Origin of the sequence: Sphingomonas sp. 1F27F7B (genome assembly GCF_005503355.1) — a bacterium.
Taxonomy (GTDB): Bacteria; Pseudomonadota; Alphaproteobacteria; order Sphingomonadales; family Sphingomonadaceae; genus Sphingomonas.
The window spans coordinates 22,868-39,410 of sequence record NZ_SCMK01000035.1 but is presented as its reverse complement, the minus strand read 5'-3'; the positions used below and the strand labels follow the sequence as shown (position 1 = coordinate 39,410).

11 protein-coding genes and 1 pseudogene are annotated in these 16,543 nt (G+C 66.5%); 7 read left to right on the top strand and 5 right to left on the bottom strand.

Features of this window, described 5'->3' with window-relative positions; all coding sequences use genetic code 11:
• From FFS08_RS21870 to FFS08_RS21860, 3 genes are all read left to right on the top strand, one after another.
• Positions 1–366: carbohydrate porin (locus FFS08_RS21870; RefSeq protein ID WP_137871857.1), on the top strand; the 366-nt coding region annotated here is incomplete at its 5' end.
• A 187-nt stretch (positions 367–553) separates the two neighbouring features.
• Complete coding sequence (locus tag FFS08_RS21865) at positions 554–1,474, top strand: sulfotransferase domain-containing protein (RefSeq protein WP_212742060.1); 921 nt, start codon at positions 554–556, stop codon at positions 1,472–1,474.
• A gap of 46 nt (positions 1,475–1,520) precedes the next feature.
• Positions 1,521–1,784: a hypothetical protein gene (locus FFS08_RS21860; protein WP_137864613.1), complete on the top strand. Its 264-nt coding sequence runs from the start codon at positions 1,521–1,523 to the stop codon at positions 1,782–1,784.
• Between the two features lie 10 nt (positions 1,785–1,794).
• Here the strand turns inward: FFS08_RS21860 and FFS08_RS21855 are convergent, their stop codons facing one another.
• The 3 genes and pseudogenes from FFS08_RS21855 to FFS08_RS21845 all read right to left on the bottom strand — a co-directional run bounded on the left by FFS08_RS21855 (position 1,795) and on the right by FFS08_RS21845 (position 4,013).
• Positions 1,795–3,069 carry an RNA polymerase sigma factor gene (locus FFS08_RS21855; RefSeq protein WP_137864614.1) on the bottom strand — a complete coding sequence of 425 codons (1,275 nt, stop codon included), beginning with the start codon at positions 3,067–3,069 and terminating at the stop codon, positions 1,795–1,797.
• A gap of 132 nt (positions 3,070–3,201) precedes the next feature.
• Positions 3,202–3,552 (bottom strand): annotated as a pseudogene (locus FFS08_RS21850) (YciI family protein); the annotation flags it as partial.
• Positions 3,553–3,587: 35 nt separating this feature from the next.
• Positions 3,588–4,013, bottom strand: a complete 426-nt coding sequence (locus FFS08_RS21845) for a YciI family protein (protein ID WP_137864616.1) — start codon at positions 4,011–4,013, stop codon at positions 3,588–3,590.
• 161 nt (positions 4,014–4,174) lie between these two features.
• Here FFS08_RS21845 and FFS08_RS21840 point away from each other — a divergent pair, with 161 nt between their 5' ends.
• The 3 genes from FFS08_RS21840 (at position 4,175) to FFS08_RS21830 (ending at position 6,074) form a co-directional block, all read left to right on the top strand.
• Complete coding sequence (locus FFS08_RS21840; RefSeq protein WP_137864617.1) at positions 4,175–4,735, top strand: sigma-70 family RNA polymerase sigma factor; 561 nt, start codon at positions 4,175–4,177, stop codon at positions 4,733–4,735.
• Positions 4,728–5,432 (top strand): anti-sigma factor, encoded by a 705-nt coding sequence (locus tag FFS08_RS21835; protein ID WP_137864618.1) that lies wholly within the window; start codon positions 4,728–4,730, stop codon positions 5,430–5,432. The genes FFS08_RS21840 and FFS08_RS21835 overlap by 8 nt, the downstream gene beginning before the upstream one ends.
• Before the next feature lie 99 nt (positions 5,433–5,531).
• Positions 5,532–6,074, top strand: coding sequence for a fasciclin domain-containing protein (locus FFS08_RS21830; protein WP_502702068.1), 543 nt, complete (start codon positions 5,532–5,534; stop codon positions 6,072–6,074).
• 159 nt (positions 6,075–6,233) lie between these two features.
• On the opposite strand, the gene rpoC is transcribed toward FFS08_RS21830, so the two are convergent.
• Complete coding sequence (gene rpoC / locus FFS08_RS21825) at positions 6,234–10,526, bottom strand: DNA-directed RNA polymerase subunit beta' (protein ID WP_137864620.1); 4,293 nt, start codon at positions 10,524–10,526, stop codon at positions 6,234–6,236.
• 75 nt (positions 10,527–10,601) lie between these two features.
• The gene (gene rpoB / locus FFS08_RS21820) at positions 10,602–14,783 is read right to left on the bottom strand and encodes a DNA-directed RNA polymerase subunit beta (RefSeq protein WP_137864621.1); all 4,182 of its coding nucleotides are present in this window, start codon (positions 14,781–14,783) and stop codon (positions 10,602–10,604) included.
• Positions 14,784–15,207: 424 nt separating this feature from the next.
• On the opposite strand from rpoB, the gene FFS08_RS23705 reads away from it, so the two are divergent.
• Complete coding sequence (locus FFS08_RS23705; protein ID WP_171012763.1) at positions 15,208–16,485, top strand: hypothetical protein; 1,278 nt, start codon at positions 15,208–15,210, stop codon at positions 16,483–16,485.
• Positions 16,486–16,543 lie beyond the last annotated feature (58 nt).

Below are 16,543 nucleotides of genomic sequence, written 5' to 3'. Positions count from 1 at the left end.
GGGCAGGGCGGGCCCTTCGCCACCAGCCTCTTCGTCCGCGCTGGAATTTCCGACGGCAGGACCACGCCCTACAAGGGCGGCTGGCAGGCGGGCCTGCTCGCTGCCCATGTCATGCCCGGCCGCGACGACAGCCGGTTCTCGATCGGCGTGAACCAGGCCTATCTCTCGGCGGGCTATCGCGACCTGTTGCGTGGAGAGGGCACGCGCACCGCGGCGGCGGAAAATGCGATCGAGCTGACGTATTCGGACCGGGTCACCAGCTTCCTGACTCTTCAGCCGGACCTGCAGCTCATCTGGAATCGGGGCGGTGACGCGGATGCGCCGCGCGTCACCGTGATCACATTGCGTACGACGCTGGAGTTCTGAGAGGAGGGGCCCGGCACAGATGAAAGAATGGTAATCTATAGATCAGGTTTAGTTGAGGTGAGATCGCATAACACTTGGCTATGCCTCGCGTTGTTCTTGATAAGGCGTGGCGCGATTTGCTGATTGACCGTGGTGTGTTGCATTCATAGTTCACCATTCAACTCTAGTGGGACAAGCGAAAATGCCCGTGACCTTCGCGCCGGAGGCCGTTCCGGCGAGGTTTCCGCGCAAGCTGCGTGAGCTGCACAATCATCATTTCGATTCGACCATCTGGAACGATCTGGTGTTCCGGGGCGACGATGTCGTGGTCGCCACCTATGCCAAGTCAGGCACCAGCTGGGTGCAGCAGATCGTCGCGCAGCTGGTGTTCAACGGCGATCCCGAGGTTTCGATCGCGGATATCTCACCCTGGGTCGATCTGCGGGCCGGCCCGGTGCTGGCGCGGCTGGCAGTGCTGGCCGCGCAGAAGCATCGCCGCATCCTCAAGACGCATTTGCCGGTCGATGCGCTGCGTTTCAGCCCCAAGGCCAGATATATTCATGTGGCGCGCGACGGGCGCGACGTCGCATTGAGCCTGCACCATCATCATCTCCATGCGAACGACACATGGTATGCGATGCTGAACGATACGCCGGGTCGGGTCGGTCCGCCGGTCCCGCACGCGAATCCCGATGCCGCCGGATATTTCCGCGAATGGCTCGATGGCGACGGCGCGCCCTTCTGGCCCTTCTGGGAAAATGTCCGGAGCTGGTGGGCGGTTCGCGATCTGCCGAACGTCCACCTTGTCCATTTCGAAGCGCTGAAGCGCGATATGGCGGGCGAGATCCGGCGGATTGCCGATTTCCTGGAAGTCGACGTCGATGCCCGGGCGTGGCCGCGCATCCTGCGCCATTGCGGTTTCGACTGGATGAAGGCCAATGCCCCCCAGGTTGCGCCGATGGGCGGCGCGTTCTGGCATGGCGGCGCCGACACCTTCATCAACAAGGGCACCAACGGCCGCTGGCGCAACGTGCTGACGGCCGAAGACGTGGCCCGCTATGAAGCAGCAGCCCTGGCCGAGCTCGGTCCGGAATGCGCCGCATGGCTTGCGCGCGGCGAGGCGGTGTAACGGCCAGCCGCTTGCAGATCGAGGTCCATGCGGCGAAACAGGGCATATGGATCTCGATGCACTGCTCGCACATTATTTCGGCACTGACGAGCCCGGCACGCTGGACGACGGCGTCCGCACGCGCGGGGAAGAGCGGCTCCGTATCGATTTCGGCGTGGAGCAGGAACCTTCGCGCAAGTTCGCGCTCTGGGTGCTGATGGAGGGGCTCGGCATTGCGCCCCTGCCGGCCGAAGCTTTCGAGAAGGAGCCCGCGCTCAGGGCGGCGGCGGACAGATATCTCGATGCAGCCTGGCGGCTGGAGCGGGAATAGGACCGCAAGCCTATACGGCGCCGGCGGCCCCGCAGGTTTGCGCACGCCCGAGCAGGAAGCGCCTCTCGCCTTCGTTGCGCGTGAGCGATGCTGCCCGGACGAACTCGGCCCTCGCTTCCGCCAGCCGCCCCGCACGGAACAGAAAGTCGCCGCGCGCCGCGGGCAGGGGCGCGTAGTTGCGCAGCATCGCCGCTTCGGCGAGCCGATCGGCAATGACGAGGCCCGCCTCGGGCCCGAATGCCATGGAATGCGCAACCGCGCGATTGAGATCGACCACCGGCGAGGGGAGGATCTCGCGCAATCGGTCGTACAGGCCGGCGATGCGCGGCCAGTCGGTCGCCTCCGGCGTCAGCGCCCGGGCGTGGCAGGCGGCGAGTGCGGCCTGGAGCGCATAGGGGCCGTCGGCGCCGCCCAGCGCTTCCGCCCTGTCGAGGGCAGTCAGCCCGCGGGCGATCATTCCCCGATCCCAGCGCGTGCGATTCTGTTCGGTGAGCGGCACGAACGATCCGTCACGGGCAATGCGCGCGGCGAGGCGGGAGGACTGGATCTCCATCAGGGCGAGCAGGCCGTGCACCTCGGGCTCGTCGGGTGCCAGGCCGGCGAGGATACGCCCCAGGCGCCGCGCCTGGTCGCACAGCGCCGGCCGCACCAGATCCTCGCCCGCGGTGGCGGCATAGCCCTCGTTGAAGATCAGGTAGACCACTTCGAGCACCGAGGCGAGGCGGCTGGCGCGCTCGGTCCCGCGCGGCACTTCGAAGGTGATGCCCGCCTTGCCGATCACCTTCTTCGCGCGGACGATGCGCTGGGCGATCGTGGGCTCGGAGGAGAGAAAGGCGCGGGCGATCTCGTCGGTGCCGAGCCCCCCGATCAGCCGCAGCGTCAGCGCCGCGCGGGCATCGGGCGAGAGTATCGGATGGCAGGCGGTGAAGATCAGGCCGAGCAGCGGATCCCCCACATCGTCGTCCATGGCGGCTTCCATGTCCTCGACGCTGGTGTCGCGCGCGGCATCGAGATCGCGGCCGATCTCCTCGTGCTTGCGCGCGCGCATCCTGTCGCGGCGCAGGCCGTCGATCGCGCGGCGCTTCGCCACGGCCATCAGCCAGGCGCCGGGATTGTCCGGCACCCCGCTCGCCGGCCATTGGTCGAGCGCAATCACCAGCGCATCCTGGGCCAGTTCCTCGGCGCGGTCCATATCGCGCAGCATCCGGGCCAGCCCGGCGATCAGCCGGGGCTGCTCGATCCGGAAGACCGTCTCGATCGTGCGCTGGATATCGGTCGCCGCCACGCCGCCTATGTGACCTTCGCGCGCGGCGAGGGCAAGCGGCGGGCGGCGACCGGTGCGGCGTCAGCGGCCTTCGGTCTCGGCGCGCAGCCTCGCCTCGCGCTCGGCGATCTCGGGCGTGACCATCTCGCCGAAGTCCGCCATCTCGAAGAAGGGGCGGATCTCGATCTCGCTGGGCCCGAACATGGGATTGGGGCAGCGCTTCACCCATTCCACCGCTTCGTCCATGTCGCGGACTTCCCACAGCCAATAGCCGGCGACCAGCTCGCGCGTCTCGGCGAAGGGGCCATCGATCACGGTGCGGCTGGGCCCGTCGAACGCCACCCGCTTGCCGGCGGAGCTGGGCTTGAGCCCGTCGCCGCCGGTCATGATGCCGGCCTTCACCAGCTCCTCGTTATACTTCATCATCGCGTCGAGCAGCTCGGTCGTCGGCATCACGCCGTTCTCGCTGTCCTCGGTCGCTTTCACCAGAACCATCACACGCATCGTTCTTCTCCTGATCTATGTCGTTCGTTGCCGCGTCAGGCGACGCCGAGCTTGCCGCGCGTGCCCTCGCGGGGCGCCGAAAGCTCTTCCTTGGTGAGAAATTCGGCCAGGTCCGCGGCTTCGAAGAAGGGGCGGATCTCGACTTCGCTGGTGCCCGACATCGGGTTGGGGCAGCGCTTGGCCCAGGCCACCGCTTCGTCCATGTCCTTGACTTCCCAGATCGAGAAGCCGGCGACCAGCTCGCGCGCTTCGGCGAACGGCCCGTCGATCACCCGGCGATCCGCGCCGTTGTAGACGATCCGCTTGCCCTCGGCGCTGGGCTTGAGCCCCGCGGCCGCGACGAACACGCCGGCCTGGACCAGTTCCTCGGTGAAGGCATCCATCGCCGCCCAGGCCTCGGCCGTGGGCGGCACGCTGTTCTCGCTATCCTCGCTCGCTTTCACGAACACCAGCACGCGCATCGTTCCTCTCCTCTGATCGAAGCGACATCCGCTTCGTATCCTGACGACGAACGAGTTTCAGCGGAATCGACAGGGGAGCGAAAAAACTTGCCGGGAGTCGGGTCGACCACGCTGCCGCCGGGCTGACACGAGCGCGTGCTGCGTATAGCTTGCCTATCCAGATGAGACGCGATGTGACGGATTCTGCCCGCGCGAGGCTGGTCGATGCGTTGGCCCGTGTCGCCCAGGGTGATCGCGATGCACTGCGGTGTGTCTATGATTCCACTTCGGCGAAGCTGTTCGGCGTCTGCCTGCGTATCTCCCGCGACAGGGAAACCGCAGAGGATATCTTGCAGGAAGTCTACCTCAAGATCTGGAGCCGCGCTGGGCGCTTCGATGCGCAGCGGGCAAGCCCGATTACTTGGCTGTGCACGATCGCGCGCAACACGGCGATCGATCGCCGCCGTGCCGCCGGCGCCATCTTCTTGCCCGTGGAGGAGGCGGCTTGCGTCGCGGATGATTCCGCGAGCGCGATCGAGCTGATCGAAGGGGCCGAAGAGCGCGCGCGGATATTCCATTGCCTCGACGCACTCGATCAGCAGAAGGGCGGCGCGATCCGCGCGGCCTTTTTCGACGGACTCACCTATCCCCAGCTTGCCGAGCGCATGGCCGTGCCGCTTGGCACCATGAAGAGCTGGATCCGTCGTGGCCTTGCCCAGCTCAGGCAGTGCCTCGATGGTTGAACCGGTAATGTCTCCCGAAGAGCACGACATGCTCGCGGCCGAACTGGCTCTGGGCGTGCTGGAGGGCGAAGCACTGGCACAGGCGTTGCGCCTGCAGCTTGCGGACAAGGTGTTCGCGGCGCAGGTCGAGGCGTGGCAGGCGCGACTGGCGCCGCTGAGTACGGGCTTTGAGGAGATTCCAGGGCCCGATATCTGGCCCGCCATCCAGCATCGGCTCGACGGGTTCGAGCTGGCTCGGCCAGCGGCCGCGTCACATTGGTGGCGGATCGCGGCTCTTGGCTCGGGCGCACTGGCTGCATCGCTCGCGCTGGTGCTGATCCTGCGGCCGGCGCCCGCTCCCGTCACCATTGTCCGGGCGCCTGAGCAGATGGCGGTGGCGCAGCTCGACGGCGGCGGGAAGGGCGCATTGCTCGCCGCCAGCTATGATGAAGCGTCCGGTGAGCTGCGCATTCGCGCGATCCGCATGCCGGACTCCCGGCTTGCGCCTGAACTCTGGATCATTCCCGCCGACGGCGTGCCGCGGTCGCTCGGCCTGGTGGCCGCGAATGGCGGCAGCCGCATCGTCCTGCCGGCGGGGCATCGCGACTTCATGGAAGAGGGGGCGACACTCGCCGTGACGATGGAGCCGCGTGACGGTGCTCCGCATCGGGCGCCCAGCAGTTCGCCAGTCGCCGCCGGAAGAATCTCGAAGATCTGAGGCGCGGGCGCATCTGCCAAGCCTCCTGCACCGTAACTCCCTCCGGCACCGCCTCCAGGTGCCCGGAGAAGGAGCCAGAACATGCCCAGCGTTAAGCAGATGTTTCTCACCGCCGCCGGTTCGGTGTTGCTCGCCACGGGCGCCGTGGCGGCGATCCAGGATTATCCGATGGTCGGCGGCGCGGCGATGTATCCTACCAAGAACATTGTCGAGAACGCCGTAAACTCGCAGGATCACACGACGTTGGTCGCGGCGGTGAAGGCGGCCGGGCTGGTCGACACGCTATCGGGACCGGGGCCCTTCACCGTTTTCGCGCCGACCAACGAAGCCTTTGCCAAGCTCCCCGCCGGCACCGTCGAAACGCTGGTGAAGCCCGAGAACAAGGCGATGCTCACCAAGATCCTCACCTACCATGTGGTGCCGGGCAAGATGAGTGCGGCCATGCTGGCCAAGAACGCCGCCAAGCATGGCGGCAAGGCCATGCTGACGACGGTGCAGGGCGAGAAGCTCACTGTCACCAAGGGGCCGGACGGATCTTGGTGGGTTGTCGATGCCAAGGGGGGCAAGGCGAAGATCACCATCGCCGACGTCAATCAATCGAACGGGGTGATCCATGTGATCGACTCGGTGCTGATGCCCTGATCCGAGTCGGGCTCGTCCTGGCTCCCAAGGCGAGCCTGGTGCCTGCCGGCCATGGTCCCATCGGTGCCGGCAGGCACCAAAACAGCTTCAAAAGAAAACCGCCGCCCGGTTGCCCGGACGGCGGTGTCTCTTGTGTCAGCCAAGGCCGAACTCAGGCGATCACTCGCCTTCGTTCAGATACTCGCCGGCATCCGCATCGGTGCCATGACCCGAGGGCACGACCGAAGCGAGCGGATCGCTGCCGGTGCCTTCCGAGTCACGCACCGAGCGGGCGAGCTCGGCGGCATGTTCCTCGGCGGCCGAGTTCGGCGCCACCAGCGCGTTCTGCAGCGCACGCTGCTGGACGCGGAGGGCGGCGTCGCGGCTCGACGCAGCGACACGCAGGCGGTTCATGCCCGCGCCGGTGCCGGCGGGGATGAGGCGGCCGACGATCACATTCTCCTTCAGGCCGATCAGCGTGTCCTGCTTGCCCTGGACCGCAGCCTCGGTGAGGACGCGGGTGGTCTCCTGGAACGACGCCGCCGAGATGAAGCTGCGGGTCTGCAGCGACGCCTTGGTGATGCCGAGCAGGATCGGCTTGCCCTGAGCGGGGGCCTGACCCGGAGCCAGCTTCTCGTTGGTCTCGTCCATCTCCGAACGGTCCACCTGCTCGCCGGGGAGCAGGGTGGTGTCGCCGGCTTCGGTGATCTCGACCTTCTGCAGCATCTGGCGAACGATCACCTCGATGTGCTTGTCGTTGATCTTCACGCCCTGGAGTCGATAGACTTCCTGGATTTCCGACACGAGATATTCCGCGAGCGGCTCGATGCCGAGCACCTCGAGAATGTCGTGCGGATCGGGCGAGCCGCCGATCAGGTTGTCGCCACGCTTGACGTAGTCGCCTTCCTGGACGTCGATCACCTTCGACTTCGGAACCAGATACTCCACGACCTCGCCGCCGTCCTCGGGCTGGATGCCGATCTTGCGCTTGGCCTTGTAGTCCTTGCCGAACACGACGCGGCCCGAGACCTTGGCGATGATCGCGTTCTCCTTGGGCTTGCGCGCCTCGAAGAGCTCGGCGACGCGCGGCAGACCGCCGGTGATGTCGCGGGTCTTGGCGGACTCGCGAGCGACACGGGCGAGCACGTCGCCGGCCTGCACCGTCGCACCGTCCTCGACCGAGAGCACCGCGCCGGGGGCCAGCATGTAGCGGGCGGCCTCGGCGGCGTTGTCGCCGGTCAGAGTCAGGCGGGGACGCAGATCCTCCTTCGACTTGGAGGCGACGCGATATTCGGTGACGACGCGCTGGGCGATGCCCGTCGCTTCGTCGGTCTGCTCGGTGAGCGTCTTGCCCTCGAGCAGGTCCTGATACTTCACGACGCCGCCGGTCTCGGTGATCACCGGCATGGTGAACGGATCCCACTCGGCCATGCGATCGCCCTTCGAGACGACATGGCCGTCATCGAACAGCACATACGCGCCGTACGGGATCTTGTGCACGGCGAGCTCGCGCCCGTCCATGTCCAGGATCGCCAGCTCGCCCGAGCGGCTGAGCACGACGCGGCGGCCGCGCTGATCCTCGATGATGCGCAGGTCGCGGAACTCGACGGTGCCGTCCACGGGGGCTTCGAGGTTCGACTGCTCGTTGAGCTGCGCCGCGCCGCCGATGTGGAAGGTACGCATCGTCAGCTGCGTGCCCGGCTCGCCGATCGACTGGGCCGCGATGACGCCGACGGCTTCGCCGATGTTCACCGGCGTACCGCGGGCAAGGTCACGGCCGTAGCACTTGCCGCACACGCCGATCTTGGCTTCGCAGACCAGCGGCGAGCGGATCTTCATGCCCGGGATGTTCAGCGCCTCGATCTTCGCGACCGCCGCCTCGTCGAGCAGCGTGCCCGTCGGGATGACGACTTCGCCGGTCTTGGCGTCGACCACGTCTTCCGCGGTCGTGCGACCGAGAATACGCTCGCCGAGCGAGGCGATCGTCGAGCCGCCCTGCACGATCGCGCGCATTTCCAGCGCACGCTCGGTGCCGCAGTCCAGCTCCATGATCACGCAGTCCTGCGACACGTCGACCAGACGGCGGGTCAGGTAACCGGAGTTCGCCGTCTTGAGCGCCGTATCGGCGAGACCCTTACGGGCACCGTGCGTCGAGTTGAAATACTCGAGAACGGTCAGGCCTTCCTTGAAGTTCGAGATGATCGGCGTCTCGATGATCTCGCCCGAAGGCTTGGCCATCAGGCCGCGCATGCCGGCGAGCTGCTTGATCTGCGCCTGCGAGCCGCGGGCACCCGAGTGCGCCATCATGTAGATCGAGTTGATCGGCTTCTCGCGGCCCTTGTTGGGGCCGTCCTCGTAGCGCTTGACCGCCTTGATCTCGTCCATCATCGCGCCCGCCACCTGGTCGCCGCAACGGCTCCAGGCGTCGATCACCTTGTTGTACTTTTCCTGCTGCGTGATCAGGCCGTCCTGATACTGCTGCTCATAGTCCTTCACGAGCGCGCGGGTCTCGTCGACCAGGCCTTCCTTCGCGTCCGGAATGATCATGTCGTCCTTGCCGAACGAGATGCCCGCGCGGAACGCGTGGCGGAAGCCGAGCGCCATGATCGCGTCGGCGAACAGCACGGTCTCCTTCTGGCCGGTGTGGCGATAGACCTCGTCGATCACGTCGCCCACGTCCTTCTTGGTGAGGAGGCGGTTGACGGTGTCGAACGGTACCTTGTGCGACTTCGGGAGGCACTCGCCGAGCAGCATGCGGCCCGGGGTGGTCTCGAAGCGCTTGAGGTACTGCTTGCCGTCCTCGTCGGTCTGGGGCACGCGGCTGATCACCTTGGTGTGCAGCGTGACCGCGCCGGCCTCGAGCGCCTGGTGCACTTCGGCCATGTCGCCGAGCAGCATGCCTTCGCCCGGCTCGCCTTCCTTGAGCATCGACAGATAGTAGAGACCCAGCACCATGTCCTGCGACGGCACGATGATCGGCTTGCCGTTCGCGGGCGACAGGATGTTGTTGGTCGACATCATCAGGACGCGCGCTTCCAGCTGGGCCTCGAGGCTCAGCGGAACGTGCACGGCCATCTGGTCACCGTCGAAGTCGGCGTTGAAGGCCGAGCAGACCAGCGGGTGGAGCTGGATCGCCTTGCCTTCGATCAGCACCGGCTCGAACGCCTGGATACCCAGACGGTGGAGCGTCGGCGCGCGGTTCAGCAGAACCGGGTGCTCGCGGATCACTTCGTCCAGGATGTCCCAGACTTCCTTGCGCTCCTTCTCGACCCACTTCTTGGCCTGCTTCAGGGTCATCGAGAGACCCTTGGCGTCCAGGCGGGCATAGATGAACGGCTTGAACAGCTCGAGCGCCATCTTCTTCGGCAGGCCGCACTGGTGCAGTTTCAGCTCAGGCCCGGTCACGATGACCGAACGGCCCGAATAGTCGACGCGCTTGCCGAGCAGGTTCTGACGGAAGCGGCCCTGCTTGCCCTTGAGCATGTCGGACAGCGACTTGAGCGGACGCTTGTTCGCGCCGGTGATGGTGCGGCCGCGGCGGCCATTGTCGAACAGCGCGTCGACGGCTTCCTGGAGCATGCGCTTTTCGTTGCGGACGATGATGTCCGGCGCGCGCAGCTCCATCAGGCGCTTCAGGCGGTTGTTGCGGTTGATCACGCGGCGATACAGATCGTTGAGATCCGAAGTCGCGAAGCGGCCGCCGTCCAGCGGCACCAGCGGGCGCAGCTCGGGCGGGATGACCGGGACGACGTCGAGGATCATCCACTCGGGGCGGTTGCCCGATTCGATGAAGCTCTCGACGACCTTCAGGCGCTTGATGATCTTCTTGGGCTTCAGTTCCGACTTGGTGACCGCCAGCTCCTCGAGGAGCTCCTTGCGCTCGCCTTCCAGGTCGAGATCCATGAGCATGATCTTGACCGCCTCGGCGCCGATGCCGGCCGAGAACGCGTCCTCGCCATATTCATCCTGCGCGTCGAGCAGCTCGTCCTCGGTGAGGAGCTGGAACTTCTCGAGCGGGGTGAGGCCCGGCTCGGTGACGATGTAGCTCTCGAAGTAGAGCACGCGCTCGAGCTGCTTCAGCTGCATGTCGAGCAGCAGGCCGATGCGCGACGGCAGCGACTTCAGGAACCAGATGTGCGCGACCGGGGCGGCCAGCTCGATATGGCCCATGCGCTCGCGGCGGACCTTCGAGACGGTGACCTCGACGCCGCACTTTTCGCAGACGATGCCCTTGTACTTCATGCGCTTGTACTTGCCGCACAGGCACTCGTAATCCTTGATCGGACCGAAGATGCGCGCACAGAACAGGCCGTCACGCTCGGGCTTGAACGTGCGGTAGTTGATCGTCTCCGGCTTCTTGATCTCGCCGAAGGACCAGCTGCGGATGCGGTCCGGCGACGCGATCCCGATCTGGATCTGGTCGAAGGTCTCCGGCTTGGCGAGCGGGTTCGCGAAGTTGGTCAGTTCGTTCATTTCTTTTTCCTCATGGGAGGACAAATCTCTGGGCGATGAGGGGAGGGCGCCGCCCGGGGGCAGCGCCCGATCCCGTTACTCCGCCGCCTCGGCCAGGCCTTCGCCGTCCTCGGCGTCTTCCAGCGCCTTGAGTTCGACGTTGAGGCCCAGCGAGCGCATTTCCTTGACGAGCACGTTGAAGCTTTCGGGGATACCGGCCTCGAAGGTGTCGTCGCCCTTGACGATCGCCTCGTAGACCTTGGTGCGGCCGACCACGTCGTCCGACTTCACCGTCAGCATCTCCTGCAGCGTGTACGCCGCGCCATAGGCCTGCAGGGCCCAGACCTCCATTTCGCCGAAGCGCTGGCCGCCGAACTGCGCCTTGCCGCCCAGCGGCTGCTGGGTGACGAGCGAGTAGGGGCCGATCGAGCGCGCGTGGATCTTGTCGTCCACGAGGTGGTGGAGCTTGAGCATGTAGATGATGCCCACGGTCACCTTGCGGTCGAACGCGTCGCCGGTGCGGCCGTCGAACAGGACCGACTGGCCCGAGGTGTCGAGGCCCGCCAGCGAGAGCATGTCGGACACGTCCGCCTCACGCGCGCCGTCGAACACCGGGGTGCCCATCGGAACGCCCGTGCGGATGTTGTGGATCAGCTCGCTGACCTGCTCGGGGCTGCGCGCCTCGATCTCGTCGGCATAGTGATCGCCATAGACCGTCTTGAGACGATCCTTCACCGCGTCGGGCATCTCGCCCGGCTGCGCGTCCGGATTGGTCTCGCGCCACTCTTCCAGCGCCTTGGCGACCTGCATGCCCAGGTTGCGGGCAGCCCAGCCAAGGTGCGTCTCGAAGATCTGGCCGACGTTCATGCGCGAAGGCACGCCGAGCGGGTTCAGCACCAGGTCGACCGGGGTGCCGTCCTCGAGGAACGGCATGTCTTCCTGGGGCAGGATGCGCGAGATGACGCCCTTGTTGCCGTGACGGCCGGCCATCTTGTCGCCCGGCTGCAGCTTGCGCTTCACCGCGACGAAGACCTTGACCATCTTGAGCACGCCCGGCGGCAGCTCGTCGCCGCGCTCCAGCTTCTCGCGGCGGTCCTCGAACTTCTCCTTGATGCGCTTCACGGCCTCGTCATACTGGCCCTTCACCGCTTCGAGGTCGCCCTGGACCTTGTCGTCCTGAACGGCGAACTTCCACCATTCGTGACGATCCACGCTGTCGAGCGTGTCCGCGTCGATCTGGGCGCCCTTCTTCAGGCCCTTCGGCGTCGCCGTGGCCACCTGGCCGAGCAGCATCTCGCGCAGACGCGACCAGGTCGCGCGGTTGAGGATGTTGCGCTCGTCGTCCGAGTCCTTCTTCAGGCGCTCGATCTCCTCGCGCTCGATCGCCAGCGCGCGCTCGTCCTTGTCGATGCCGTGACGATTGAAGACGCGCACGTCGACGATCGTGCCCGACACGCCCGGGGGCAGGCGGAGCGAGGTGTCGCGGACGTCCGAAGCCTTCTCGCCGAAGATGGCGCGCAGGAGCTTCTCTTCCGGCGTCATCGGCGATTCACCCTTGGGGGTGATCTTGCCGACCAGGATGTCGCCCGGCTCCACTTCGGCGCCGATGTAGACGATGCCGGCCTCGTCGAGGTTGCGCAGCGCTTCCTCGCCGACGTTCGGGATGTCGCGGGTGATGTCCTCCGGCCCGAGCTTGGTGTCGCGGGCCATCACTTCGAACTCGTCGATATGGATCGACGTGAACACGTCGTCCTTCACGATCCGCTCGGAGATCAGGATCGAGTCCTCGTAGTTGTAGCCGTTCCAGGGCATGAACGCGACGAGCGCGTTGCGGCCCAGGGCCAGCTCGCCGAACTCGGTCGACGGGCCGTCGGCGATGATGTCGCCGGCGTTGACCGTCTCGCCCACCTTCACCAGCGGGCGCTGGTTGATGCAGGTCGACTGGTTCGAGCGCTCGAACTTCATCAGCGTGTAGATGTCGACGCCGCTCTCTTCCGCCGAGACCTCGCCGGTCGCGCGGATGACGATGCGGGTGGCGTCCACCTGGTCGACGATGCCGGCGCGCTTGGCGGCGATCGCGGCGCCCGAGTCGCGGGCGACGGTCTCTTCCATGCCGGTGCCGACGAAGGGCGCCTCCGCCTTCACCAGCGGCACGGCCTGGCGCTGCATGTTCGAGCCCATCAGCGCGCGGTTCGCGTCGTCGTTTTCCAGGAACGGAATGAGCGAGGCGGCGACCGACACGAGCTGCTTGGGCGACACGTCCATCAGCGTCACCGTCTCCGGCAGCGCCATCAGGAATTCGCCGGCCTGGCGAGCCGAGATCAGTTCCTCGGTGAAGCGATGCTCGGCATCGACTTCGGCCGAAGCCTGCGCGATCGTGTGCTTCGCCTCTTCCATGGCCGAGAGATAGACGACCTCGTTGGTCACCTGGCCATTGTTCACCTTGCGGTACGGCGTCTCGATGAAGCCGTACTTGTTAACGCGCGAGAAGCTCGCCAGCGAGTTGATCAGGCCGATGTTCGGACCTTCCGGCGTCTCGATCGGGCAGATACGGCCATAGTGCGTCGGGTGAACGTCGCGGACTTCGAAGCCCGCGCGTTCACGCGTGAGGCCGCCCGGCCCGAGCGCCGAGACGCGGCGCTTGTGCGTCACTTCGGAGAGCGGGTTGGTCTGGTCCATGAACTGCGAGAGCTGCGACGAACCGAAGAACTCGCGAACCGCGGCCACGGCCGGCTTCGCGTTGATCAGGTCGTTCGGCATTACGGTCGACACGTCGACCGAGCTCATGCGCTCCTTCACGGCGCGCTCCATGCGGAGCAGGCCGACGCGGTACTGGTTCTCGAGCAGCTCGCCCACCGAGCGGACGCGGCGGTTGCCGAGATTGTCGATGTCGTCGACTTCGCCCTTGCCGTCCTTCAGGTCGACCAGCGTCTTGACCACCGCGAGGATGTCCTCGGTGCGCAGCGTCGTCACCGTGTCCTCGGCGTCGAGGTCCAGGCGCATGTTGAGCTTCACGCGGCCGACGGCCGACAGGTCGTAGCGCTCCGGATCGAAGAACAGGCCGGCGAACAGCGATTCCGCGGTCTCGAGCGTCGGCGGCTCGCCGGGGCGCATGACGCGGTAGATGTCGGCCAGCGCCTGCTCGCGCTCCTCGGCCTTGTCGGCGGCAAGGGTGTTGCGGATCCAGGGGCCGGTGGCGATGTGATCGATGTCGAGCAGCTCGAGACGGTCGATGCCGGCCTTGTCGAGCTTCTCGAGATTCTCGGCCGAGACTTCGTCGCCGGCCTCGATGTAGATCTCGCCGGTCGACTCGTTGATGAGGTCATAGGCCGAATAGCGGCCGAAGACTTCCTCGGTCGGGATCAGGAGGGTCTCCAGACCGTCCTTCTGCGCCTTGTTGGCGGCGCGCGGCGAGATCTTCTGGCCGGCCGGGAACACGACTTCGCCCGATTTGGCGTCGACGATGTCGAACATCGGCTTGGCGCTGCGCCAGTTCTCGGGCTGGAATGGGATCTGCCAGCCGTTCGGGCCGCGGACGAAGGTCACGCGGTTGTAGAAATAGTTGAGGATCTCTTCGCTGTTCAGGCCCAGCGCATAGAGCAGGGTCGTCACCGGCAGCTTGCGCTTGCGGTCGATACGGACGTTGACGATGTCCTTGGCGTCGAACTCGAAGTCGAGCCACGAGCCGCGATACGGAATCACGCGCGCGGCGAAGAGATATTTGCCCGAGGCATGGGTCTTGCCGCGGTCATGGTCGAACAGCACGCCCGGCGAACGGTGCATCTGGCTGACGATGACGCGCTCGGTGCCGTTGATGAAGAAGGTGCCGTTCTGGGTCATGAGCGGCATGTCGCCCATGTAGACGTCCTGCTCCTTGATATCGAGCACCGAACGGGCTTCCGTGTCCGGATCCACCTCGAACACGATCAGGCGCAGCGTGACGCGCATCGGCGCCGCATAGGTGATGCCGCGCTGGCGGCATTCTTCCACGTCGAACTTCGGATTCTCGAGCTCGTAGTTCACGAAGTCGAGCTCGGCGGTGCCGGCGAAGTCGCGGATCGGGAAGACCGAGCGCAGGGTCTTCTCGAGGCCCGAGACATAGCCGATCGAGGGGTTCGACCGCAGGAACTGCTCGTAGGATTCGCGCTGAACCTCGATCAGGTTCGGCATCTGCACCACTTCGTGGATGTCGCCGAACACCTTGCGGATGCGGCGCTTGAACGTGCCGCCCGAGCCTGCGCGGGTCGCCGCGCCTTCTTCGATCGCCTTGGTTGCCATGGGTGTTTTTGCCTCGTCAGCCGTAAGTTTGCCCCTGCCGGGGCGGGGGCGTATTTCGGTGCCCCTGCCCGGGGCCGGGACGCACAGAAAGACGCAGAAAAAGCCGCGCGACTCCCATTGCGGGTTTCGGCAGCTTTCAGCGTCTTATGAGACCACGGACCCAATTCGCCCGATGCGTTGCGCGACGACGCATCATTTCCCGGGCCCGTGGTGGAGTGCGGGATATAGGTAGCGTGTTGGATTCTGTCAAATGGGCGGTGGAACCTTTTTGTTCGCCGTAAGTGCCGAATAAATCTGCGATTAACTGCAAATGAACGCCGTTGTTCGTCGCCGCCGCGATCCCGTTCGCCGCAGTTTCGAGCCTCCTTCGCGACGGAATCCGGGTTCCATTCATTGAACCTGCGATATGAAGGAGAGAATCGTAATGCGTACCATCCGTGCCGCGCTGTTCCTCGGCGCCGCTTTCCTCGTCGCGCCTGCCTATGCGCAGGACGCTCCCCAGCAGGTGACCCCGCCGCCGATCATGACGACGCCGGCGCCTTCGCCCGCTCCCGCCTCGGCGCCCCAGGCGCAGGTGGTGATGCAGCCCTCGGCTCCGGTGGTCCAGCCGGTCCCCTCGGTCGCGGAGCAACAGCGCGGCGGCGCCGCCGCCGATGCGCCCGCGCCGGCCGAACGCCGCGCCACCGCGACCCGGACCACCACGACCCGGACTACCGCCACTCGCACCGCGCCGGCGCCCGCGCGCGAAGCCGCGCCGGCCCGTCAGGCGGCGCCTGCCGCTCCGGTCGCCGAGACCTCGGTCGCTCCGCCGTCGCCGCCGGTCCAGACGGTGCCCGAGCCGCTTCCGCCCCAGGTCGATGCGGCGCCGGCGCCCGAGGCCGCCGCGCCGGCACCGGTCGACAGCACCGTCACCCGGACCACGAGCACCGGCATTGCCTGGCCGTGGCTGCTCGGCGGGCTGGCGCTCGTGATTGCGGGCCTTGCCGTCTTCCTGTTCTCGCGCCGCCGCCGCAATGACGAAGCGGTCACCACCGAGCCCGCCCATGTCGAGCCCGTGCCTGCCGAACCCCGGGCCCGCGCGTCGATGGTCCGGCCGGTCGCCGCACCCGAGGCCGCGGTGATCGCCGCCATGCCCCCGGCCGTCGCCGAGAAGGTCGAGGAGGCGGAAATCGCCGATGCCAGCAAGGACGACCTTGCCGGCGTCGCCGACGTGCCGGCGCCCGTCGCGCATCGCCCGTGGATCGAGCTGGGCCTGCGACCGGTAAGTGCCGGCACCACCGAGGAGGAGGCGATGGTCGATTTCGAGCTGACTGTCGGCAATTCGGGCGACACCGCGGCGCGCAACGTCCGCATCTCCAGCTTCATGCTCGCCGACGAGGCCGGGAGCACCGAAATGGAGCGGATGCTGATGGAGCGCCGCAGCGAGACGATCGTGGCGCCCGTGTCGATCGATCCGGGCGACGGCACCCGGGTCGATGCGCACCTCGCGGTGCCCAAGGGCGATCTCGGCCGCATGTTCAATCCGGTGGTGGTCGCGGAGGCCCGCTATACCTTGCCCGACGGCAGCGAGGCGCGCACTGCCGCCGCGTTCAGGATCGGCCGCCCGGCCCATGAAGGCGGCATCGGTGCGATCGGCGCCTCGCGCCCGCACATGACCGACGATCTCGCCGCCGAGCTCTACGGCCAGCCCGAGCACGCGTGATCGCCGACATATCGGAGACACAGGAGCCCGCTTCTTCCGGAAGGAGGGGGCGGGCTCT

Bases quoted from the DNA above. Each gene is read 5' to 3' on its own strand.
- FFS08_RS21835 (WP_137864618.1), top strand. From the start codon at position 4,728: ATGGTTGAACCGGTAATGTCTCCCGAAGAGCACGACATGCTCGCGGCC.
- FFS08_RS21830 (WP_502702068.1), top strand. From the start codon at position 5,532: ATGTTTCTCACCGCCGCCGGTTCGGTGTTGCTCGCCACGGGCGCCGTG.
- FFS08_RS21840 (WP_137864617.1), top strand. From the start codon at position 4,175: ATGAGACGCGATGTGACGGATTCTGCCCGCGCGAGGCTGGTCGATGCG.
- FFS08_RS21860 (WP_137864613.1), top strand. From the start codon at position 1,521: ATGGATCTCGATGCACTGCTCGCACATTATTTCGGCACTGACGAGCCC.
- FFS08_RS23705 (WP_171012763.1), top strand. From the start codon at position 15,208: ATGCGTACCATCCGTGCCGCGCTGTTCCTCGGCGCCGCTTTCCTCGTC.
- rpoC (WP_137864620.1), bottom strand. From the start codon at position 10,526: ATGAACGAACTGACCAACTTCGCGAACCCGCTCGCCAAGCCGGAGACC.
- rpoB (WP_137864621.1), bottom strand. From the start codon at position 14,783: ATGGCAACCAAGGCGATCGAAGAAGGCGCGGCGACCCGCGCAGGCTCG.
- FFS08_RS21845 (WP_137864616.1), bottom strand. From the start codon at position 4,013: ATGCGCGTGCTGGTGTTCGTGAAAGCGAGCGAGGATAGCGAGAACAGC.